At 52.8% G+C, this 17,595-nt stretch carries 13 protein-coding genes, 3 tRNA genes and 3 rRNA genes; 10 read left to right on the top strand and 9 right to left on the bottom strand.

Features of this window, described 5'->3' with window-relative positions; translation table 11 throughout:
* Positions 1–70: 70 nt before the first annotated feature.
* From tsaA to metN, 5 genes are all read right to left on the bottom strand, one after another.
* Positions 71–775: a tRNA (N6-threonylcarbamoyladenosine(37)-N6)-methyltransferase TrmO gene (gene tsaA / locus C1N59_RS16160; protein WP_394549875.1), complete on the bottom strand. Its 705-nt coding sequence runs from the start codon at positions 773–775 to the stop codon at positions 71–73.
* A complete protein-coding gene (rcsF, locus tag C1N59_RS16155) occupies positions 772–1,170 on the bottom strand; it encodes an Rcs stress response system protein RcsF (RefSeq protein WP_006117786.1) in 399 nt (132 codons plus the stop codon). The genes tsaA and rcsF overlap by 4 nt, the downstream gene beginning before the upstream one ends.
* 126 nt (positions 1,171–1,296) lie before the next feature.
* Complete coding sequence (locus C1N59_RS16150; RefSeq protein ID WP_033740328.1) at positions 1,297–2,112, bottom strand: MetQ/NlpA family lipoprotein; 816 nt, start codon at positions 2,110–2,112, stop codon at positions 1,297–1,299.
* A 29-nt stretch (positions 2,113–2,141) separates the two neighbouring features.
* A complete protein-coding gene (locus tag C1N59_RS16145) occupies positions 2,142–2,795 on the bottom strand; it encodes a methionine ABC transporter permease MetI (RefSeq protein WP_006117788.1) in 654 nt (217 codons plus the stop codon).
* The gene (gene metN, locus C1N59_RS16140; protein ID WP_394549874.1) at positions 2,788–3,819 is read right to left on the bottom strand and encodes a methionine ABC transporter ATP-binding protein MetN; all 1,032 of its coding nucleotides are present in this window, start codon (positions 3,817–3,819) and stop codon (positions 2,788–2,790) included. The genes C1N59_RS16145 and metN overlap by 8 nt, the downstream gene beginning before the upstream one ends.
* Positions 3,820–4,007: 188 nt before the next feature.
* Here metN and gmhB point away from each other — a divergent pair, with 188 nt between their 5' ends.
* The 6 genes from gmhB to C1N59_RS16110 all read left to right on the top strand — a co-directional run bounded on the left by gmhB (position 4,008) and on the right by C1N59_RS16110 (position 10,458).
* Positions 4,008–4,568, top strand: coding sequence for a D-glycero-beta-D-manno-heptose 1,7-bisphosphate 7-phosphatase (gene gmhB / locus C1N59_RS16135; RefSeq protein WP_006117790.1), 561 nt, complete (start codon positions 4,008–4,010; stop codon positions 4,566–4,568).
* Between the two features lie 408 nt (positions 4,569–4,976).
* Positions 4,977–6,517 (top strand): 16S ribosomal RNA (locus tag C1N59_RS16130).
* A 92-nt stretch (positions 6,518–6,609) separates the two neighbouring features.
* A tRNA-Glu gene (locus C1N59_RS16125) sits at positions 6,610–6,684 on the top strand.
* Between the two features lie 213 nt (positions 6,685–6,897).
* Positions 6,898–9,801: ribosomal RNA gene (locus C1N59_RS16120) — 23S ribosomal RNA — on the top strand.
* 227 nt (positions 9,802–10,028) lie between these two features.
* Positions 10,029–10,144 (top strand): 5S ribosomal RNA (gene rrf / locus C1N59_RS16115).
* Together the 16S, 23S and 5S rRNA genes with 2 tRNA genes alongside form the textbook arrangement of a ribosomal RNA operon.
* A gap of 237 nt (positions 10,145–10,381) precedes the next feature.
* Positions 10,382–10,458: transfer RNA gene (locus tag C1N59_RS16110), tRNA-Asp, on the top strand.
* Positions 10,459–10,861: 403 nt separating this feature from the next.
* Here the strand turns inward: C1N59_RS16110 and yafC are convergent.
* Positions 10,862–11,794: a DNA-binding transcriptional regulator YafC gene (gene yafC / locus C1N59_RS16105; RefSeq protein WP_110268558.1), complete on the bottom strand. Its 933-nt coding sequence runs from the start codon at positions 11,792–11,794 to the stop codon at positions 10,862–10,864.
* 307 nt (positions 11,795–12,101) lie between these two features.
* Here yafC and C1N59_RS16100 point away from each other — a divergent pair, with 307 nt between their 5' ends.
* Positions 12,102–12,893, top strand: coding sequence for an endonuclease/exonuclease/phosphatase family protein (locus C1N59_RS16100; protein WP_006117999.1), 792 nt, complete (start codon positions 12,102–12,104; stop codon positions 12,891–12,893).
* A 100-nt stretch (positions 12,894–12,993) separates the two neighbouring features.
* Here the strand turns inward: C1N59_RS16100 and mltD are convergent, their stop codons facing one another.
* Complete coding sequence (gene mltD, locus C1N59_RS16095) at positions 12,994–14,370, bottom strand: murein transglycosylase D (RefSeq protein ID WP_058708229.1); 1,377 nt, start codon at positions 14,368–14,370, stop codon at positions 12,994–12,996.
* A 71-nt stretch (positions 14,371–14,441) separates the two neighbouring features.
* A complete protein-coding gene (gene gloB, locus C1N59_RS16090; protein WP_394549873.1) occupies positions 14,442–15,197 on the bottom strand; it encodes a hydroxyacylglutathione hydrolase in 756 nt (251 codons plus the stop codon).
* Positions 15,198–15,237: 40 nt separating this feature from the next.
* Between gloB and C1N59_RS16085 the strand changes: the two genes are divergently transcribed.
* Entirely contained in the window at positions 15,238–15,972 is a 735-nt protein-coding gene (locus C1N59_RS16085) for a class I SAM-dependent methyltransferase (RefSeq protein ID WP_006118002.1), read from the top strand.
* On the opposite strand, the gene rnhA is transcribed toward C1N59_RS16085, so the two are convergent.
* Entirely contained in the window at positions 15,957–16,424 is a 468-nt protein-coding gene (gene rnhA / locus C1N59_RS16080) for a ribonuclease HI (protein ID WP_006118003.1), read from the bottom strand. The genes C1N59_RS16085 and rnhA overlap by 16 nt on opposite strands.
* A gap of 53 nt (positions 16,425–16,477) precedes the next feature.
* Between rnhA and dnaQ the strand changes: the two genes are divergently transcribed.
* A complete protein-coding gene (gene dnaQ / locus C1N59_RS16075) occupies positions 16,478–17,209 on the top strand; it encodes a DNA polymerase III subunit epsilon (protein WP_006118004.1) in 732 nt (243 codons plus the stop codon).
* Between the two features lie 134 nt (positions 17,210–17,343).
* Positions 17,344–17,420: transfer RNA gene (locus C1N59_RS16070), tRNA-Asp, on the top strand.
* The last annotated feature ends 175 nt before the right edge of the window (positions 17,421–17,595 follow it).

The raw sequence follows: 17,595 nt of genomic DNA, 5'->3' as shown, positions 1-17,595 counted from the left end.
TCGGAAATTCACGGACAAAAATAGGCTGGCGGCTAGTGTACCAGTGAGATCACCGGCTAAAAAGCGGGTTTTAACGCGGATCGATGGCCACGACTTCCGTGCCTGCATGATCAACGCGCCAGCGCACAGTAAACTCAAGCAGCGAGGCGGCATAAATGCGATCCTTTTCCTCACCTTTACGGTAAGCGGGGCGTGGATCCTGCGCAAGAACCTCACGGATAAAGCGGGCAAGATAGGGATAGTGCGCATACTGCTGCAACTGCTGCCCGGCCAGCGGCGAAAACCGCACAGGCATGCTGCTTTCCGGCGCGGACTGCGCAAAACCCGCTCTCGCCTCAGGCAGGGCTTCGGCGAAGGGCAGATAGGGCTTGATATCGACCACCGGCGTGCCGTCCACCAGATCCAGACTGCCCAGCTCCAGAATGACCTGTTGCTTCGCGCAACGGATGCCTTTGAGCTCAATCAGCGACATCCCAATCGGATTAGGGCGAAAGGTCGATCGCGTAGCAAAAACGCCCATGCGCGCGTTACCGCCCAGGCGGGGCGGGCGAACGGTCGGACGCCAGCCGCCTTCCAGGGTCTGATGAAAAACAAACAGCACCCAGAGATGGCTGAAGTCTTCCAGGCCGCGCACGGCCTCTGCCTGATTATAAGGCGGCAAAAGATGCAGTTCGCCGCCGCCGTCCTGAACCAGACCAGGCTGACGCGGGACAGCGAACTTTTCTTTCCACGGCGAACGGATTACGCCGATCTGCGCAAAGGCAAAATCACTCATTGACTGGTGACTTTCAGCGCCGAACCCTGGCAGACAGCCTGACGGTAGCAGCCCGGGGTGCTGCTCACGATTTCACATTTGTGAAGCAGTACCGCATTAGCTTTCATCTGCGCGGCTTTAATCTGCATACGTTTACGCGCGGTAGCGATATTGGGCGGTGAACTCTGATTGCTCATCTGGCAATCTTCTGCGGAGACTTCACCCAGATCGCGGAAGGGCTTGCTCACCAGATCGGCAGCATCGGTGTACACCTTAACGGGGGCGGGACGATACGTTGGCTTACGTGTCGGTTCGCTGGATTGCTGCGGATGAGAAGGTGCGCTGCTTATTGGGTGATACTCCCGAACACACCCTGTCAGCATCAATGCTAACAAGCAGAGCGGTAAAAAACGCATAGCAACATCCTCAAGTGTCAAAAAGTGGCGTTATTGAAACAAGGACACGGATAAATAACAAGTCAGCAAATGGCAATAACAGAAAGGGCGGCTAAAAGCCGCCCTGAGGGAAAAGATCAGACGACCTTACCAGCCTTTAACGGCACCACCGTTAAACACTTTATTGGCCGCGTCAGCCACTTCGTCAGACTGATAAGCCTGCACGAATTTCTTCACATTTTCCGCGTCTTTGTTGTCTTCACGCGCCACAATCAGGTTCACGTAAGGGGAGTCTTTATCTTCCACAAAGATGCCATCTTTCGCCGGCGTCAGGCCAATCTGGCTGGCGTAAGTGGTGTTGATCACGGCCAGGGCGATTTGCTGATCGTCCAGTGAACGTGGCAGCTGTGGCGCCTCCAGCTCAACAATCTTCAGGTGTTTTGGATTCTCAACGATATCCAGCGAGGTTGGCAGCAGGCCCACACCGTCTTTCAGCTTGATCAGGCCCACTTTCTGCAGCAGCAGCAGCGAACGGCCCAGGTTGGTTGGATCGTTAGGAATGGCAACCTGTGCGCCATCCTGCAGTTGATCCAGCGATTTGATTTTTTTCGAATAGCCTGCAATCGGATAAACAAAAGAGTTACCTACAGAAACCAGCTTGTAACCGCGATCTTTGATCTGTTGATCCAGATACGGTTTGTGCTGGAACGCATTCACATCGATATCGCCTTTGCTCAGTGCTTCGTTCGGCAGCACATAGTCATTAAAGGTCACCAGCTCAACATCCAGACCGTACTTATCTTTCGCCACTTTGGCCGCCGCTTCGGCAACCTGCTGTTCAGCGCCGACGATCACGCCCACTTTGATATGGTTGGGATCTTTGGCTTTTTGATCGCATCCTGCCAGCGCAATCGCGCCAATTAATGCACCCACAGCGGCAATGTTTTTAAATTTGAAAGACATATCCTTTCCTTAATAGTGATATTGCTTGCTTATTTATGGGACACAGCACGCACGATGCGGTCGCCACAGAATTGTATGAGATACACCAAAACGACTAATAACACTAATACCGTATTCATCACCGTCGCGTTATATCCGATATAACCATACTGGTAGCCAATTTGTCCGAGGCCGCCCGCGCCGACTGCGCCGCCCATCGCCGAGTAACCTACCAGGGTAATCAACGTAATGGTGGCCGCGTTAACAAGGCCGGGCAGGGCTTCGGGCAGCAGGACTTTGCGCACGATTTGCATCGGCGTGGCACCCATCGCGCGTGATGCTTCAATTAACCCGGTCGGGAGTTCCAGCAGGGCATTTTCAACCATGCGGGCAATAAACGGTGCCGCACCGACAGTCAGGGGCACGATGGCCGCCTGTAAGCCAATTGAGGTTCCAACGATGACGCGGGTAAACGGAATCATCCACACAAGGAGGATAATGAAGGGGATCGAGCGGAAAATGTTAACCAGGGCGGACAGCACACGGTACAGCCCTTTGTTTTCAAGAATCTGTCCCGGACGGGTGACATACAGCAGTACGCCGACCGGTAAACCCAGAACGAAGCCGAAAAAGCCAGAGACAAAGGTCATCATCAACGTTTCCCAGACGCCGCGCCCCAGCAGCGCAATCATCGCTTCAGACATAACCTAATACCTCGACTTTGACATGATGTTCCTGCAGCCACTGAATGGCGGCTTGTGTATCGCTTTCGCTACCGTGAATTTCCGCCAGCATGATGCCAAACTTCACACCGCCGGCGTAATCCATCTGCGCACTGATAATGTTGTTATTGATATTGAAACGCCGCGCTGCTTCAGACAGCAATGGTGCATCGACGGACTGGCCGGTAAATTCCATACGCAGTAATGGCATGCTGTCAGGACCCGCTTCGGGCGACAGGCGCTGCTGGTAGTCGTCTGGAATATCCAGATGCAGGGTTGACTGGATGAACTGTTGCGCCAGCGGGGTTTTGGGGTACGAGAAGACTTCACTTACGCTGTCTTTCTCAATCAGCTCACCCTGGCTGATGACCGCAACCTGATCGCAGATGCGTTTCACCACATCCATCTCATGGGTAATTAACAGAATAGTCAGGCCCAGACGGCGGTTAATATCTTTCAGTAATTCCAGAATTGAGCGCGTGGTGGCTGGATCTAATGCGCTGGTGGCTTCATCACACAGCAGAACTTTCGGGTTACTGGCCAGAGCGCGGGCAATGGCAACACGCTGTTTTTGCCCGCCGGAGAGATTGGCAGGCCAGGCATCGTGCTTATCCGCCAGGCCGACCAGCTCCAGGAGCTCAGAGACGCGCTTTTTAATTTCATCACGAGAAAGGCTACCCAACTCTAATGGCAGCGCAACATTGCCAGCGACGGTGCGGGAGTTCATCAGGTTGAAGTGCTGAAAAATCATACCAATCTGGCGGCGGGCCTGCGTCAGCTGTCGTTCGCTCAGCGCCGTTAAATCCGCGCCATCAACCAACACACGACCTGAAGAAGGGCGTTCGAGCAGATTCACGCAACGAATCAGCGTACTTTTTCCGGCACCGGATGCGCCGATGACGCCATAGATCTGTCCGGCCGGGACATGCAGGCTGACGTTAGATAACGCCTTTATCGTTCGCGAACCTTGCTGGAACACTTTGGTTATATTTTCTAATTTAATCATTACGTTATTTATTGCCGTCTTGCATTATCCGTGGTCTGGTGTGCTGCCATAAAGGACAGCATGCATAAGCTGGATGGATGTTAAGGCATCCAGACGTCTAAATCAATCGAAGTCATGTAAACGGGCATTCTCCCTTTTATGACAATCGTGCGATACTGAGCGGCAATTTTTATAGCAGGAGTTTCTACGTGGCGAATAAAGTCCCGGCCATTTTTCTCGATCGCGATGGCACCCTCAATGTTGATCACGGCTATGTCCACGAAATCGATCATTTTCAGTTTATCGATGGTGTAATCGAAGCGTTGCAGCAACTCAAAAAGATGGGCTTTGCGCTGGTTGTCGTGACAAACCAGTCTGGCATCGCACGTGGCATGTTTAGTGAAGATCAGTTTATGCAGCTTACCGAGTGGATGGACTGGTCGCTGGCCGATCGCGATGTCGACCTTGATGGGATCTATTTCTGTCCACATCACCCGGATGCAACGGTAGAAGCGTATCGCCAGCAGTGCGACTGCCGTAAACCGCAACCCGGCATGCTGCTGGCGGCGCAAGAAGAGCTGCATATCGATATGGCTGCGTCTTATATGGTAGGGGATAAGCTGGAAGATATGCAGGCCGCCCAGGCCGCCGGTGTCGGTAAGAAAGTGTTAGTGCGCAGTGGTAAGCCGGTTACGCCGGAAGGCGAGGCATTGGCTGACTGGGTAATAGAGAGTCTTGCGGCGCTCCCTTCCCGTATTAAAAAGGGTTAAAACAGCGCTTTTGTGCAAATTTCAGACGAACAGCAAAAAAGTTTAAATTTGCACTTGCGCTCTGCGAAAGCTTCCCTATAATGCGCCTCCACTGACACGGCACAACGGCTTACGTAACGCGGTGTTCAGCAGAGAACTCTCCGGAGTTTTCGCCGGAGAAAAACTTCTGAAAAAGAGGTTGACTCTGAAGGAGGAAAGCGTAATATACGCCACCTCGCAACAGACGGTTAACCCGCTGGTTGCACTGCTCTTTAACAATTTATCAGACAATCTGTGTGGGCACTCGCAGGATTGATATCCGCGTCTCCGGACGCAAAAAATATCAAGTCTTAAGAGTGAACACGTATTGAAATTCATTACGACGTTTTCCTTGAGCATCGCTGCACTGGTTGCAGCAAATCAAACTTTAAATTGAAGAGTTTGATCATGGCTCAGATTGAACGCTGGCGGCAGGCCTAACACATGCAAGTCGGACGGTAGCACAGAGGAGCTTGCTCCTCGGGTGACGAGTGGCGGACGGGTGAGTAATGTCTGGGAAACTGCCCGATGGAGGGGGATAACTACTGGAAACGGTAGCTAATACCGCATAACGTCGCAAGACCAAAGTGGGGGACCTCCGGGCCTCACACCATCGGATGTGCCCAGATGGGATTAGCTTGTAGGCGGGGTAACGGCCCACCTAGGCGACGATCCCTAGCTGGTCTGAGAGGATGACCAGCCACACTGGAACTGAGACACGGTCCAGACTCCTACGGGAGGCAGCAGTGGGGAATATTGCACAATGGGCGCAAGCCTGATGCAGCCATGCCGCGTGTATGAAGAAGGCCTTCGGGTTGTAAAGTACTTTCAGCGGGGAGGAAGGTGGTGAGGTTAATAACCTCATCAATTGACGTTACCCGCAGAAGAAGCACCGGCTAACTCCGTGCCAGCAGCCGCGGTAATACGGAGGGTGCAAGCGTTAATCGGAATTACTGGGCGTAAAGCGCACGCAGGCGGTCTGTTAAGTCAGATGTGAAATCCCCGGGCTTAACCTGGGAACTGCATTTGAAACTGGCAGGCTTGAGTCTCGTAGAGGGGGTAGAATTCCAGGTGTAGCGGTGAAATGCGTAGAGATCTGGAGGAATACCGGTGGCGAAGGCGGCCCCCTGGACGAAGACTGACGCTCAGGTGCGAAAGCGTGGGGAGCAAACAGGATTAGATACCCTGGTAGTCCACGCCGTAAACGATGTCGACTTGGAGGTTGTTCCCTTGAGGAGTGGCTTCCGGAGCTAACGCGTTAAGTCGACCGCCTGGGGAGTACGGCCGCAAGGTTAAAACTCAAATGAATTGACGGGGGCCCGCACAAGCGGTGGAGCATGTGGTTTAATTCGATGCAACGCGAAGAACCTTACCTACTCTTGACATCCAGCGAACTTTCCAGAGATGGATTGGTGCCTTCGGGAACGCTGAGACAGGTGCTGCATGGCTGTCGTCAGCTCGTGTTGTGAAATGTTGGGTTAAGTCCCGCAACGAGCGCAACCCTTATCCTTTGTTGCCAGCGATTCGGTCGGGAACTCAAAGGAGACTGCCGGTGATAAACCGGAGGAAGGTGGGGATGACGTCAAGTCATCATGGCCCTTACGAGTAGGGCTACACACGTGCTACAATGGCGCATACAAAGAGAAGCGACCTCGCGAGAGCAAGCGGACCTCATAAAGTGCGTCGTAGTCCGGATCGGAGTCTGCAACTCGACTCCGTGAAGTCGGAATCGCTAGTAATCGTGGATCAGAATGCCACGGTGAATACGTTCCCGGGCCTTGTACACACCGCCCGTCACACCATGGGAGTGGGTTGCAAAAGAAGTAGGTAGCTTAACCCTCGGGAGGGCGCTTACCACTTTGTGATTCATGACTGGGGTGAAGTCGTAACAAGGTAACCGTAGGGGAACCTGCGGTTGGATCACCTCCTTACCTGAAGATACCTTCGTGCGCAGTGCTCACACAGATTGTCTGATAGAAAGCTGAAGAAGCAAGACGGCTGCGAAGCCGAGACACACGTACGTGTCCCCTTCGTCTAGCGGTTAGGACTCCGCCCTTTCACGGCGGCAACAGGGGTTCGAATCCCCTAGGGGACGCCACTTGCTTGGTGACAGGTGAAAGGTGTCTCCACAAAGTATCTCAAAACTGGCCTCAGGGTCACGTTTGAGATATTTGCTCTTTAACAATCCGGAACAAGCTGAAAATTTGAAACGACGCACGTCGTGTTCCTCCGTAATAAGGAACACAGCACGATGCGTTCGGGTCTCTCAAAAGCTCATAACACGCAAGCGCAAAACGCCTGTGGGTTGTGAGGTTAAGCGACCAAGCGTACACGGTGGATGCCCTGGCAGTCAGAGGCGATGAAGGGCGTGCTAATCTGCGATAAGCGCCGGTAAGGTGATATGAACCGCTACAACCGGCGATACCCGAATGGGGAAACCCAGTGTGACTCGTCACACTATCATGCAGTGAATCCATAGCGGCATGAGGCGAACCGGGGGAACTGAAACATCTAAGTACCCCGAGGAAAAGAAATCAACCGAGATTCCCCCAGTAGCGGCGAGCGAACGGGGAGGAGCCCAGAACCTGCATCAGCTTGTGCATCAGTGGAAGCGTCTGGAAAGTCGCAGGGTACAGGGTGATACTCCCGTACACAAAGGTGCACAGGCTGTGAGTTCGATGAGTAAGGCGGGACACGTGGTATCCTGTCTGAATATGGGGGGACCATCCTCCAAGGCTAAATACTCCTGACTGACCGATAGTGAACCAGTACCGTGAGGGAAAGGCGAAAAGAACCCCGGCGAGGGGAGTGAAACAGAACCTGAAACCGTGTACGTACAAGCAGTGGGAGCACCTTCGTGGTGTGACTGCGTACCTTTTGTATAATGGGTCAGCGACTTATATTCTGTAGCAAGGTTAACCGTATAGGGGAGCCGCAGGGAAACCGAGTCTTAACTGGGCGTTAAGTTGCAGGGTATAGACCCGAAACCCGGTGATCTAGCCATGGGCAGGTTGAAGGTTGGGTAACACTAACTGGAGGACCGAACCGACTAATGTTGAAAAATTAGCGGATGACCTGTGGCTGGGGGTGAAAGGCCAATCAAACCGGGAGATAGCTGGTTCTCCCCGAAAGCTATTTAGGTAGCGCCTCGTGAACTCATCTCCGGGGTAGAGCACTGTTTCGGCTAGGGGGCCATCCCGGCTTACCAACCCGATGCAAACTGCGAATACCGGAGAATGTTATCACGGGAGACACACGGCGGGTGCTAACGTCCGTCGTGAAGAGGGAAACAACCCAGACCGCCAGCTAAGGTCCCAAAGTCATGGTTAAGTGGGAAACGATGTGGGAAGGCACAGACAGCCAGGATGTTGGCTTAGAAGCAGCCATCATTTAAAGAAAGCGTAATAGCTCACTGGTCGAGTCGGCCTGCGCGGAAGATGTAACGGGGCTAAACCATGCACCGAAGCTGCGGCAGCGACGCGTAAGCGTTGCTGGGTAGGGGAGCGTTCTGTAAGCCGCTGAAGGTGTGCTGTGAGGCATGCTGGAGGTATCAGAAGTGCGAATGCTGACATAAGTAACGATAAACAAGGTGAAAAACCTTGTCGCCGGAAGACCAAGGGTTCCTGTTCAACGTTAATCGGAGCAGGGTGAGTCGACCCCTAAGGCGAGGCCGAAAGGCGTAGTCGATGGGAAACAGGTTAATATTCCTGTACTTGGTGTTACTGCGAAGGGGGGACGGAGAAGGCTATATCGGCCGGGCGACGGTTGTCCCGGTTTAAGCGTGTAGGTGTGTGCGCCAGGCAAATCCGGTGCACTTTACACTGAGGCGTGACGACGAGGCACCACGGTGCTGAAGTGATAAATGCCCTGCTTCCAGGAAAAGCCTCTAAGCATCAGGTAACACGAAATCGTACCCCAAACCGACACAGGTGGTCAGGTAGAGAATACCCAGGCGCTTGAGAGAACTCGGGTGAAGGAACTAGGCAAAATGGTGCCGTAACTTCGGGAGAAGGCACGCTGGCGCGTAGGTGAGGGGACTTGCTCCCGGAGCCGAGGCCAGTCGAAGATACCAGCTGGCTGCAACTGTTTATTAAAAACACAGCACTGTGCAAACACGAAAGTGGACGTATACGGTGTGACGCCTGCCCGGTGCCGGAAGGTTAATTGATGGGGTTATCCGTAAGGAGAAGCTCTTGATCGAAGCCCCGGTAAACGGCGGCCGTAACTATAACGGTCCTAAGGTAGCGAAATTCCTTGTCGGGTAAGTTCCGACCTGCACGAATGGCGTAATGATGGCCAGGCTGTCTCCACCCGAGACTCAGTGAAATTGAAATCGCTGTGAAGATGCAGTGTACCCGCGGCAAGACGGAAAGACCCCGTGAACCTTTACTACAGCTTGACACTGAACACTGAGCCTTGATGTGTAGGATAGGTGGGAGGCTTTGAAGCGTGGACGCCAGTCTGCGTGGAGCCGTCCTTGAAATACCACCCTTTAATGTTTGGTGTTCTAACGTGGGCCCGTGATCCGGGCTGCGGACAGTGTCTGGTGGGTAGTTTGACTGGGGCGGTCTCCTCCCAAAGCGTAACGGAGGAGCACGAAGGTTGGCTAATCCTGGTCGGACATCAGGAGGTTAGTGCAATGGCATAAGCCAGCTTGACTGCGAGAGTGACGGCTCGAGCAGGTGCGAAAGCAGGTCATAGTGATCCGGTGGTTCTGAATGGAAGGGCCATCGCTCAACGGATAAAAGGTACTCCGGGATAACAGGCTGATACCGCCCAAGAGTTCATATCGACGGCGGTGTTTGGCACCTCGATGTCGGCTCATCACATCCTGGGGCTGAAGTAGGTCCCAAGGGTACGGCTGTTCGCCGTTTAAAGTGGTACGCGAGCTGGGTTTAGAACGTCGTGAGACAGTTCGGTCCCTATCTGCCGTGGGCGCTGGAGAATTGAGGGGGGTTGCTCCTAGTACGAGAGGACCGGAGTGAACGCACCGCTGGTGTCCGGGTTGTCACGCCAGTGGCACTGCCCGGTAGCTAAGTGCGGAAAAGATAAGTGCTGAAAGCATCTAAGCACGAAACTTGCCCCGAGATGAGTTCTCCCTGAGGCTCCGAGCCTCCTGAAGGGACGTTGAAGACGACGACGTTGATAGGCCGGGTGTGTAAGCGCAGCGATGCGTTGAGCTTACCGGTACTAATGACCCGTGAGGCTTAACCTTACAACGCCAGAGGCGTTTTGGGTTGAGAGACAGAAAGAATTTTCAGCCTTGTTTACCGGATAAGAATATGGTTCTGTTCTGCGGACGTGAGTCCGGAGGATTTTGCGCTGAGGCAAGGCGGCAACCGAGACGATGTGAAGGAGCATACTGAAGTATGTGACTGAGCAGCGCGAGGGCGCCAACGCGGCATCAGCCCAAAAGACACAGGACAGGGCAGAAAGAATTTGCCTGGCGGCTGTAGCGCGGTGGTCCCACCTGACCCCATGCCGAACTCAGAAGTGAAACGCCGTAGCGCCGATGGTAGTGTGGGGTCTCCCCATGCGAGAGTAGGGAACTGCCAGGCATTAAATTAAAAAACCTGCACGTAACTTCGGGCAGTTCGCTACTCGACAGAGAGTAGGACAAAAGCGAACGCTTTTGAACGCTGCAACGCAGCGGCCCGAAGGGTGAATCACAGCGTGATTCATAAACTGCCAGGCATTAATTTAAGACCAGCACGCTGGTCATGACCTTACCGGTGACGCGGAAGGGCGAAACACCTGACAGCAGAACGTTTTTCTGCGATCAGTACAGAATCGGTGGAGCGGTAGTTCAGTTGGTTAGAATACCTGCCTGTCACGCAGGGGGTCGCGGGTTCGAGCCCCGTCCGTTCCGCCACTTAATTGGAAAGCCCTGACTTAACGGTCAGGGCTTTTTCCATTTCTACGGCAACCAGCCCAGGGCAATCACTTCACAGCTTATTGATCGCGCATTGGCGTACTACTCAGTCCTTTCCTTAATATAAAAGACATTACCTCCGCGCACTCTCCCGGCTGCATAATCTTCCTGCTGACCTTCTGGTCTGTCCTCGACTGGCGCTCAGAACAGGCGTTTTTGACGGTCCGGCTTCACCTCACCCTCTTTGCACTCACCATCAGGCGGTCCTTCTCACGACGCCGTATTCGCTTACGCCCTCCTGTGCTTTCAGGGACGCAGAACGGCTGCAAACGCGGCTGGATTTGCGCTGTAAACGTCATCAGAAGATGATGTTTAAACAGTCTGGCGAGGGAAATTACTGCTTTCAGGGGTGGGTGTACGGCTGTAACTGAGCCTGTATATGCCAGGGTTGCTCTACTACCCATTCGCTTAAAAAATCAATAAAGGCACGCACGCGCTGGCTTACGCCAAGATCGCTGTAATAGACAGCATTGAACGGCATCTCTACCGGTAAACGTTGATCGGCCAGGATCTCCACCAGACTTCCGTCAGCGATCTCTTTATGCACCATATAATCAGAAAGGCAGGCAATCCCATTACCGTCCAGACAAAGCTGCTTGATGGTTTCTCCGCTGTTAGAATCCAGTTCCGAACGGATGATGTAAAGTTCCCCATCGTCACAGGCGATTGGCCAGCGGTTAAGACGTGGCGCATCAATAAAACCGAGACACTGATGATTATCCAGATCGGCTGCGCACACAGGAATACCATATTTCTCCAGATACCCGGGAGAGGCAATAAAGCGGCGATAGCTGGTGAACAGCAGTCGTGCCCGCAGGCCTGAATCGGTAAGGCTGCCTGCCCGAATCGCCACATCGACTTTACGCTCGATGAGATTAATAAAGTTTTCAGATGAAATCAGTGAAAGGGCAATCTCGGGATAGCGCTCCCGAAAAGCTTTTATCATGGGCATCAGGAGATGCAGTATGACAGGAGTGGCGGCATCAATACGTAACAATCCCTTGGGCGCATGACGGCTCTCTATCAACGCGTCTTCTGCGGCCGTCATCACCTGAAGAAAATGCTGAACCTGCTGGAAATAACGTTCTCCTTCCTGCGTTAACGCAAGATTGCGTGTGGTGCGCGTCAGTAAAGCCAGTCCGAGTTTATTTTCCAGTTTTTTGATCGTGCGGCTGACGGCGGAATTGGCCATCTGCAAGGTGTCCGCCGCGCGGCTGAAGCTCCCGTTTTCAACCACGCTGACAAATACTTTGAGTTCTTCAGAAGATGCCTTCATTGTTTCCTTCACGTGAAATAGCGCCTGAGGCCATATACCGCTAATTAAAGCACAGCCTGCCGTTTACCCCCTTGGCGCGGATGGCTTTTTGGTAAAGCGGGCTAAAGAAGACGAAAGCGCCTTTCCGTCAGGCCGGTTATCTTTTTAGTGGAAGAAACGGTCTGCACAGGCCGGATTACGCCATTCGTGACGACAATAAAGTGGGAGGGCGGTCTCGAACAATCGTCGGCATCGATTGAAACTGCGTACTAAAATCCCTATAACAGATAAGTGACATGAATTTCTGAATGATTAGCCAGGCGGGACAGTGCGCAAAAAAACCTATGCGATGAGATATGTAGCCGGACAGCCAGCGGAAAGGATCTTTCCTCCGGGTGCCATGTTTCATCTCGGCCAGGCACTGCCACCGGGTGAGCCACTCCCCGCCGATCCCACTTTGAAAGTATTAGTATGGAATATCTTTAAGCAGCAGCGCGCTGACTGGATGTCCGTGCTGGAAGGGTTTGGTAAGGATGCCCATCTGGTTCTGCTTCAGGAAGCGCAGACGACGCCCGAGCTAATCCGCTTTGCGACCAGTAACTATCTGGCGGCCGATCAGGTCCCGGCTTTAGTGCTGCCTCAGCACCCCTCTGGCGTCATGACGTTAGCTTCTGCTCACCCTGTTTATTGTTGCCCCCTGCGCGAGCGAGAACCCCTGTTAAGGCTCTCAAAATCCGCCTTAGTCACGGCGTATCCGCTTCCCACGGGCGAGATGCTGATGGTGGTGAACATCCACGCGGTAAATTTTAGTCTGGGCGTGGATGTTTACAGCAAGCAGCTCGGCCCCATTGGCGAACAGATTATCCATCATCGCGGGCCTGTCATTATGGCGGGCGACTTCAACGCCTGGAGCCGCCAGCGCATTAACGCCCTCTATCGCTTTGCGCATCAGATGAAACTGGAAGAGGTGATGTTTACCGCCGACCACCGACGTAAAGCCTTTGGCAGACCTTTAGATTTCGTTTTTTATCGCGATATACACGTCAGTGAAGCCTCGGTTCTGGTGACGCAGGCATCCGACCATAACCCGCTTTTGGTTGAGTTCAGTACCAGACGATAAAGGTGACATCAGGCAGGAAAGGGCAGAGAGAACGTGGTCACGGGCAGGATGTAGAATCAAACAAGAAAAAAGGCTGACAAATGTCAGCCTTTTCAACGTATCAGGTATCTGGTGTTGCGTTATTCTTAACGAACAACGTGAGCTCGTCACCAGGCTGAATATCTTTTGCGTTACTCACAACACTGTTCCAGCGCATCACGTCTTTGATGTTAACGCCGTGACGACGGGCGATACTGTCAAGAGAATCACCCTTACGAACGCGATAGGTGATGCTGTTGCTATTATCCGCCAGGCTCGTGCCATTCGAACCCACAGTCAGTAACTGACCGGGACGAATACTGGCACTGCGCAGGTTATTTTGCTGCTTCAGTGTGGCCACGCTGACGCCTAACTTATTCGCAATACCGGATAAGGTATCGCCGCTTCGCACTTTGTAGCCCCCCTCATTGCTGGCTTTCGCCAGTTGTGTGGGCTGCACGGCAGAGATATCACCGGAAGCCAGTGAATCACGCAGCTTTGCGACGTTAGACTTCGGCACCAGAATGTAATGTGGCCCATTAGGTGCTGTTGCGCCGCCTTTATAACCGGTATTGAAGCTCTTTAACTTGGTGAGCGACATCCCCGCCATTTCTGCGGCCTGCGTCAGTTTTATCTGCTGACCCACTTCAACGCGTGCCAGAGCACGGTTTTCGTCAGGCGTCGGCAGTTTGATACCGTAACGCTTGTTGTGCTTAAGCAACTCGCTCAAGGCCAACATTTTTGGTACATAAACCGTGGTTTCACGTGGAAGCGAAAGATGCCAGAAGTCGGTAGGCTTACCGCGCGCCTTGTTCTGTTTAATCGCTTTGAGTACCCGTCCTTCTCCGCTGTTGTAAGCCGCCACTGTCAAAAGCCAGTCACCACCAAACATCGTATTAAGACGCTGCATCATATCCAGTGCTACTTTCGTTGAGGCGACAACATCGCGACGACCATCGTAGTAACGGTTCTGTTTTAAACCATAGTTTCGACCCGTACTCCCAACGATCTGCCAGATGCCAGCGGCATTTGCAGATGACGTTGCGTGAGGATCAAAAGCGCTCTCCACTATGGGTAGCAGTACCAGTTCCATCGGCATATTACGTTTCTTAATCTGCTCGACTATCCAGTACATGTACGGCTCTGCCCGTAATGTTACATCGTGGAGATAGCTCTTATTTTTTAAAAACTTTAATTTCTGTTCGCGGATCCGGGCGTTTTCCGGAATCCCCATCTTCAACTCGTCACTAATGAAACGCCAGAGATCATTATCTTCTGCGAGGCCAGTTCCATCTTCCTGCCATCGCGGCGATAAAAGTCGATCACCGTATTTTCCATTTTCACTTTGACCAGCTGAAGACAGACTCTGGGCATGCTGTTCGGGGATATTGGCGTCATTCCGTGATGCCTGACATCCTACCAGCAAGACCGAGGCGAATAATATCGCTTTAGCCTTCATGTGTGTGTCAATAGTTCGCTTAAAAGACGAGCAACTATACGTGACGGTCCTTCACAACACAACCCGAAAAATCAAAAAGCGTCTTTCTTCTCGCGTAGAACAGCAAATGTTTGCCATACGGGCCCAACCCCAGCATCAACGTTTAAAGCGCGTTGTAAATCAGCATCTTGCGTTCGGAGAAATAAATTTATCACACGCTCATGAGCCAGTTTTGTAGGTAAAGTAATGCGGTTTTCGGCCCGTAAGTCCTTAATTTTATGGTATTCAGCCGTTATTTGCGGATCGTGGGGTAAAATTGCGGCAGCAAACTTCAAATTGGATAAAGTATATTCATGCGCACAGCACACCAATGTGTCTTCCGGGAGCGAGTTAAGCTTTTGAAAGGATTGGTACATTTGCTCGGGGGTGCCTTCGAAAAGCTGTCCGCAACCACCTGAGAACATCGTATCTCCACAAAAAAGATAAGGTGCACTGTAATATGAGATATGTCCTAAAGTGTGCCCCGGCGTAGCGATGACCGCGAATGACAGGCCCAAAACGTCAACGTTATCTCCTTCACGCACGCATGTTTTTGCCCCTTTATCTGCCGTTTCCTGCGGACCGTAAACGGCAATCTCGGGAAAATGTTCACAGAGCGTTTTCACGCCACCGACATGATCGTTGTGATGATGCGTCAGCAAAATGGCGACAGGCTGCCAGCCATTGGCCTGAATTTTCTCCAGAACCGGCTGGGCTTCACCCGGGTCAACAATCAGGCATTTTCCTTCGTCATCTGTTAACGTCCAGATGTAGTTATCTTGCAGTGCAGGAATGCTGGTAAGATTCATAAATACCTCTCGCTGGTCGTTAAAAGGAAAATGGTAAAGCATGAAGCCCGCCAAGACACGCCAAATCCTGAACGCCCCACGCTCATGGCACGATATGCCATGGGGCATTTACTTTCGCGATGCCCTGACGCAGCAACTTCAGCCTTACCTCGGAAAGCTTTATGGCTTTCATATGCTTAAGCTTGGCAACCTCAGCGCAGAAATCAATACGGAACAGTGCGCGATTTCCCATCAGGTCAGCGTAGGTGTCGAAGGTGAAGGCTTACAGGTCCTGGCGCATCCCACCCAGCTCCCGTTCGAAGCCAAGTCTGTCGATGCCTGTTTACTGGCCCATACGTTATCCTGGAGTCAGGATCCCCACCGGGTATTGCGGGAAGTGGACCGGGTATTGATCGATGATGGCTGGATGATAATCAGCGGCTTCAATCCGTTCAGTCTGCTGGGCATCAGTAAAATAGTACCCGGAATACAGCGTAAAGCGCCCTGGAGCGGGCGCATGTTCAGCCAGATGCGATTACTGGACTGGCTGGGATTGCTGAATTATGAAGTGGTCTTTCGTACGCGTTTTCAGGTGTTGCCCTGGCACCGGCAGGGCGGCAGAATGATCAGCGCTCACTTACCTGCTTTGGGGTGCCTGAATATCGTCGTTGCGCGTAAGCGCAGTTTCCCCCTCACGCCGACCAAGGCAAGGATGAGTCTGAGCAAAAGGCCCCTGCCGCAGCCTGTGAATGCGACACGGCAGTTCAGACACGTCAACGATCAGGATTCTGGTTGATAGCCGATATCATCAAAAGCCGGATGGTTTGCGGCATGGCGTGCCAGTTCATCGCAGCGTTCATTCTCCGGGTGGCCCGCATGGCCTTTAACCCACTCCCATTGAATCTGATGGGTGCTGAGCGCAGTATCAAGCCGTTGCCACAGATCGACGTTCTTAACCGGCTTCTTATCGGCTGTTTTCCAGCCGCGTTTTTTCCAGTTATGAATCCATTGCGTAATGCCCTGGCGCACATACTGACTGTCGGTACTCAATACCACGTCACAGGGTTGTTTCAGGGCTTCCAGCGAGACGATAGCCGCCATCAGTTCCATGCGATTATTGGTCGTCAGGCGGTAACCGGCGCTAAATGTTTTTTCATGTTGCCCATAACGCAAAATTGCGCCATAACCCCCCGGGCCCGGGTTGCCGAGGCAGGAACCATCGGTATAAATTTCTACCTGTTTGCGCATCTCTGGTAGACTTCCTTCTGACAAAACGCCAAGTCTGACATAAAACGAGCCCTATGAGCACTGCAAATAACCGCCAAATCGTTCTCGATACTGAAACCACCGGCATGAATATGATCGGGGTGCATTATGAAGGTCACCGCATCATTGAGATCGGTGCCGTTGAAGTGGTGAACCGTCGCCTGACAGGGAACAACTTCCACATGTATCTCAAGCCCGATCGGCTGGTCGACCCGGAAGCGTTTGGCGTTCACGGTATTGCCGATGAGTTTCTGCTGGATAAACCGACCTTCAGTGAGATTGCCGATGAGTTTCTTGACTACATCCGTGGTGCAGAACTTGTTATTCATAATGCCTCGTTTGATATCGGCTTTATGGATTATGAGTTCAGCAAGCTTGAGCGCGGCATCGAAAAAACGGAAACCTTCTGCAAGATTACTGACAGCCTGGCGATGGCGCGCCGTATGTTCCCCGGTAAGCGCAACAGCCTCGACGCGCTGTGTTCACGTTATGAGATAGACAACAGTAAGCGTACGTTGCACGGCGCACTGCTCGATGCCGAGATCCTGGCCGAAGTCTTTTTAACCATGACGGGCGGACAAACGTCCTTGTCTTTCTCGTCGGAGGAGGATCGCTCGCGTCAGCAGCAGAGCGAAGGCATTCAGCGCATCGTTCGGCCCACATCAGGATTGCGCGTGGTCACCGCCAGTGATGAGGAAATCAGTCATCACGAATCACGGCTGGATCTGATCATGAAGAAGGGGGGCAGTTGCCTCTGGCGCGCCTGAGTCGCAAAGATTTGTGTGTAAAATCAACATCGGGGCGAAAATAGCAGCAAACGGAAGCGGGCAGGGGGAAAACCGTTGACGGCGAGTAATGATGTGATTAATATGCGCCTCGTTCCCGACGGGGAACAAAGCGCGGAGCGGTAGTTCAGTTGGTTAGAATACCTGCCTGTCACGCAGGGGGTCGCGGGTTCGAGCCCCGTCCGTTCCGCCAAATTTTGACGCCATGCTGGTTATCAGCATGGCGTTTTTGCTTTCTGGCTCTGGACGTTTCTCGTCTTCCTCCCAACAGCCGGTTTCCCCGTCACGTTCAGTGTTATCCCGTATTTTCGATCTGATGCCCGTCGCACCCAATAAATGCCCCATAAAGGCAGGGTAAGAACGACGTT

This window comes from Pantoea sp. SGAir0183, from assembly GCF_043545505.1.
Note: the sequence above shows the minus strand (reverse complement) of the source record. Positions and strands in the feature narration are given on the sequence as shown.

Excerpts from the sequence above, each read along its gene's own strand:
- metN (WP_394549874.1), bottom strand. The coding sequence starts at position 3,819 with ATGATTAAATTAGAAAATATAACCAAAGTGTTCCAGCAAGGTTCGCGA.
- C1N59_RS16145 (WP_006117788.1), bottom strand. The coding sequence starts at position 2,795 with ATGTCTGAAGCGATGATTGCGCTGCTGGGGCGCGGCGTCTGGGAAACG.
- rnhA (WP_006118003.1), bottom strand. The coding sequence starts at position 16,424 with ATGCGCAAACAGGTAGAAATTTATACCGATGGTTCCTGCCTCGGCAAC.
- rcsF (WP_006117786.1), bottom strand. The coding sequence starts at position 1,170 with ATGCGTTTTTTACCGCTCTGCTTGTTAGCATTGATGCTGACAGGGTGT.
- mltD (WP_058708229.1), bottom strand. The coding sequence starts at position 14,370 with ATGAAGGCTAAAGCGATATTATTCGCCTCGGTCTTGCTGGTAGGATGT.
- dnaQ (WP_006118004.1), top strand. The coding sequence starts at position 16,478 with ATGAGCACTGCAAATAACCGCCAAATCGTTCTCGATACTGAAACCACC.
- C1N59_RS16085 (WP_006118002.1), top strand. The coding sequence starts at position 15,238 with ATGAAGCCCGCCAAGACACGCCAAATCCTGAACGCCCCACGCTCATGG.
- gloB (WP_394549873.1), bottom strand. The coding sequence starts at position 15,197 with ATGAATCTTACCAGCATTCCTGCACTGCAAGATAACTACATCTGGACG.
- tsaA (WP_394549875.1), bottom strand. The coding sequence starts at position 775 with ATGAGTGATTTTGCCTTTGCGCAGATCGGCGTAATCCGTTCGCCGTGG.
- yafC (WP_110268558.1), bottom strand. The coding sequence starts at position 11,794 with ATGAAGGCATCTTCTGAAGAACTCAAAGTATTTGTCAGCGTGGTTGAA.
- C1N59_RS16150 (WP_033740328.1), bottom strand. The coding sequence starts at position 2,112 with ATGTCTTTCAAATTTAAAAACATTGCCGCTGTGGGTGCATTAATTGGC.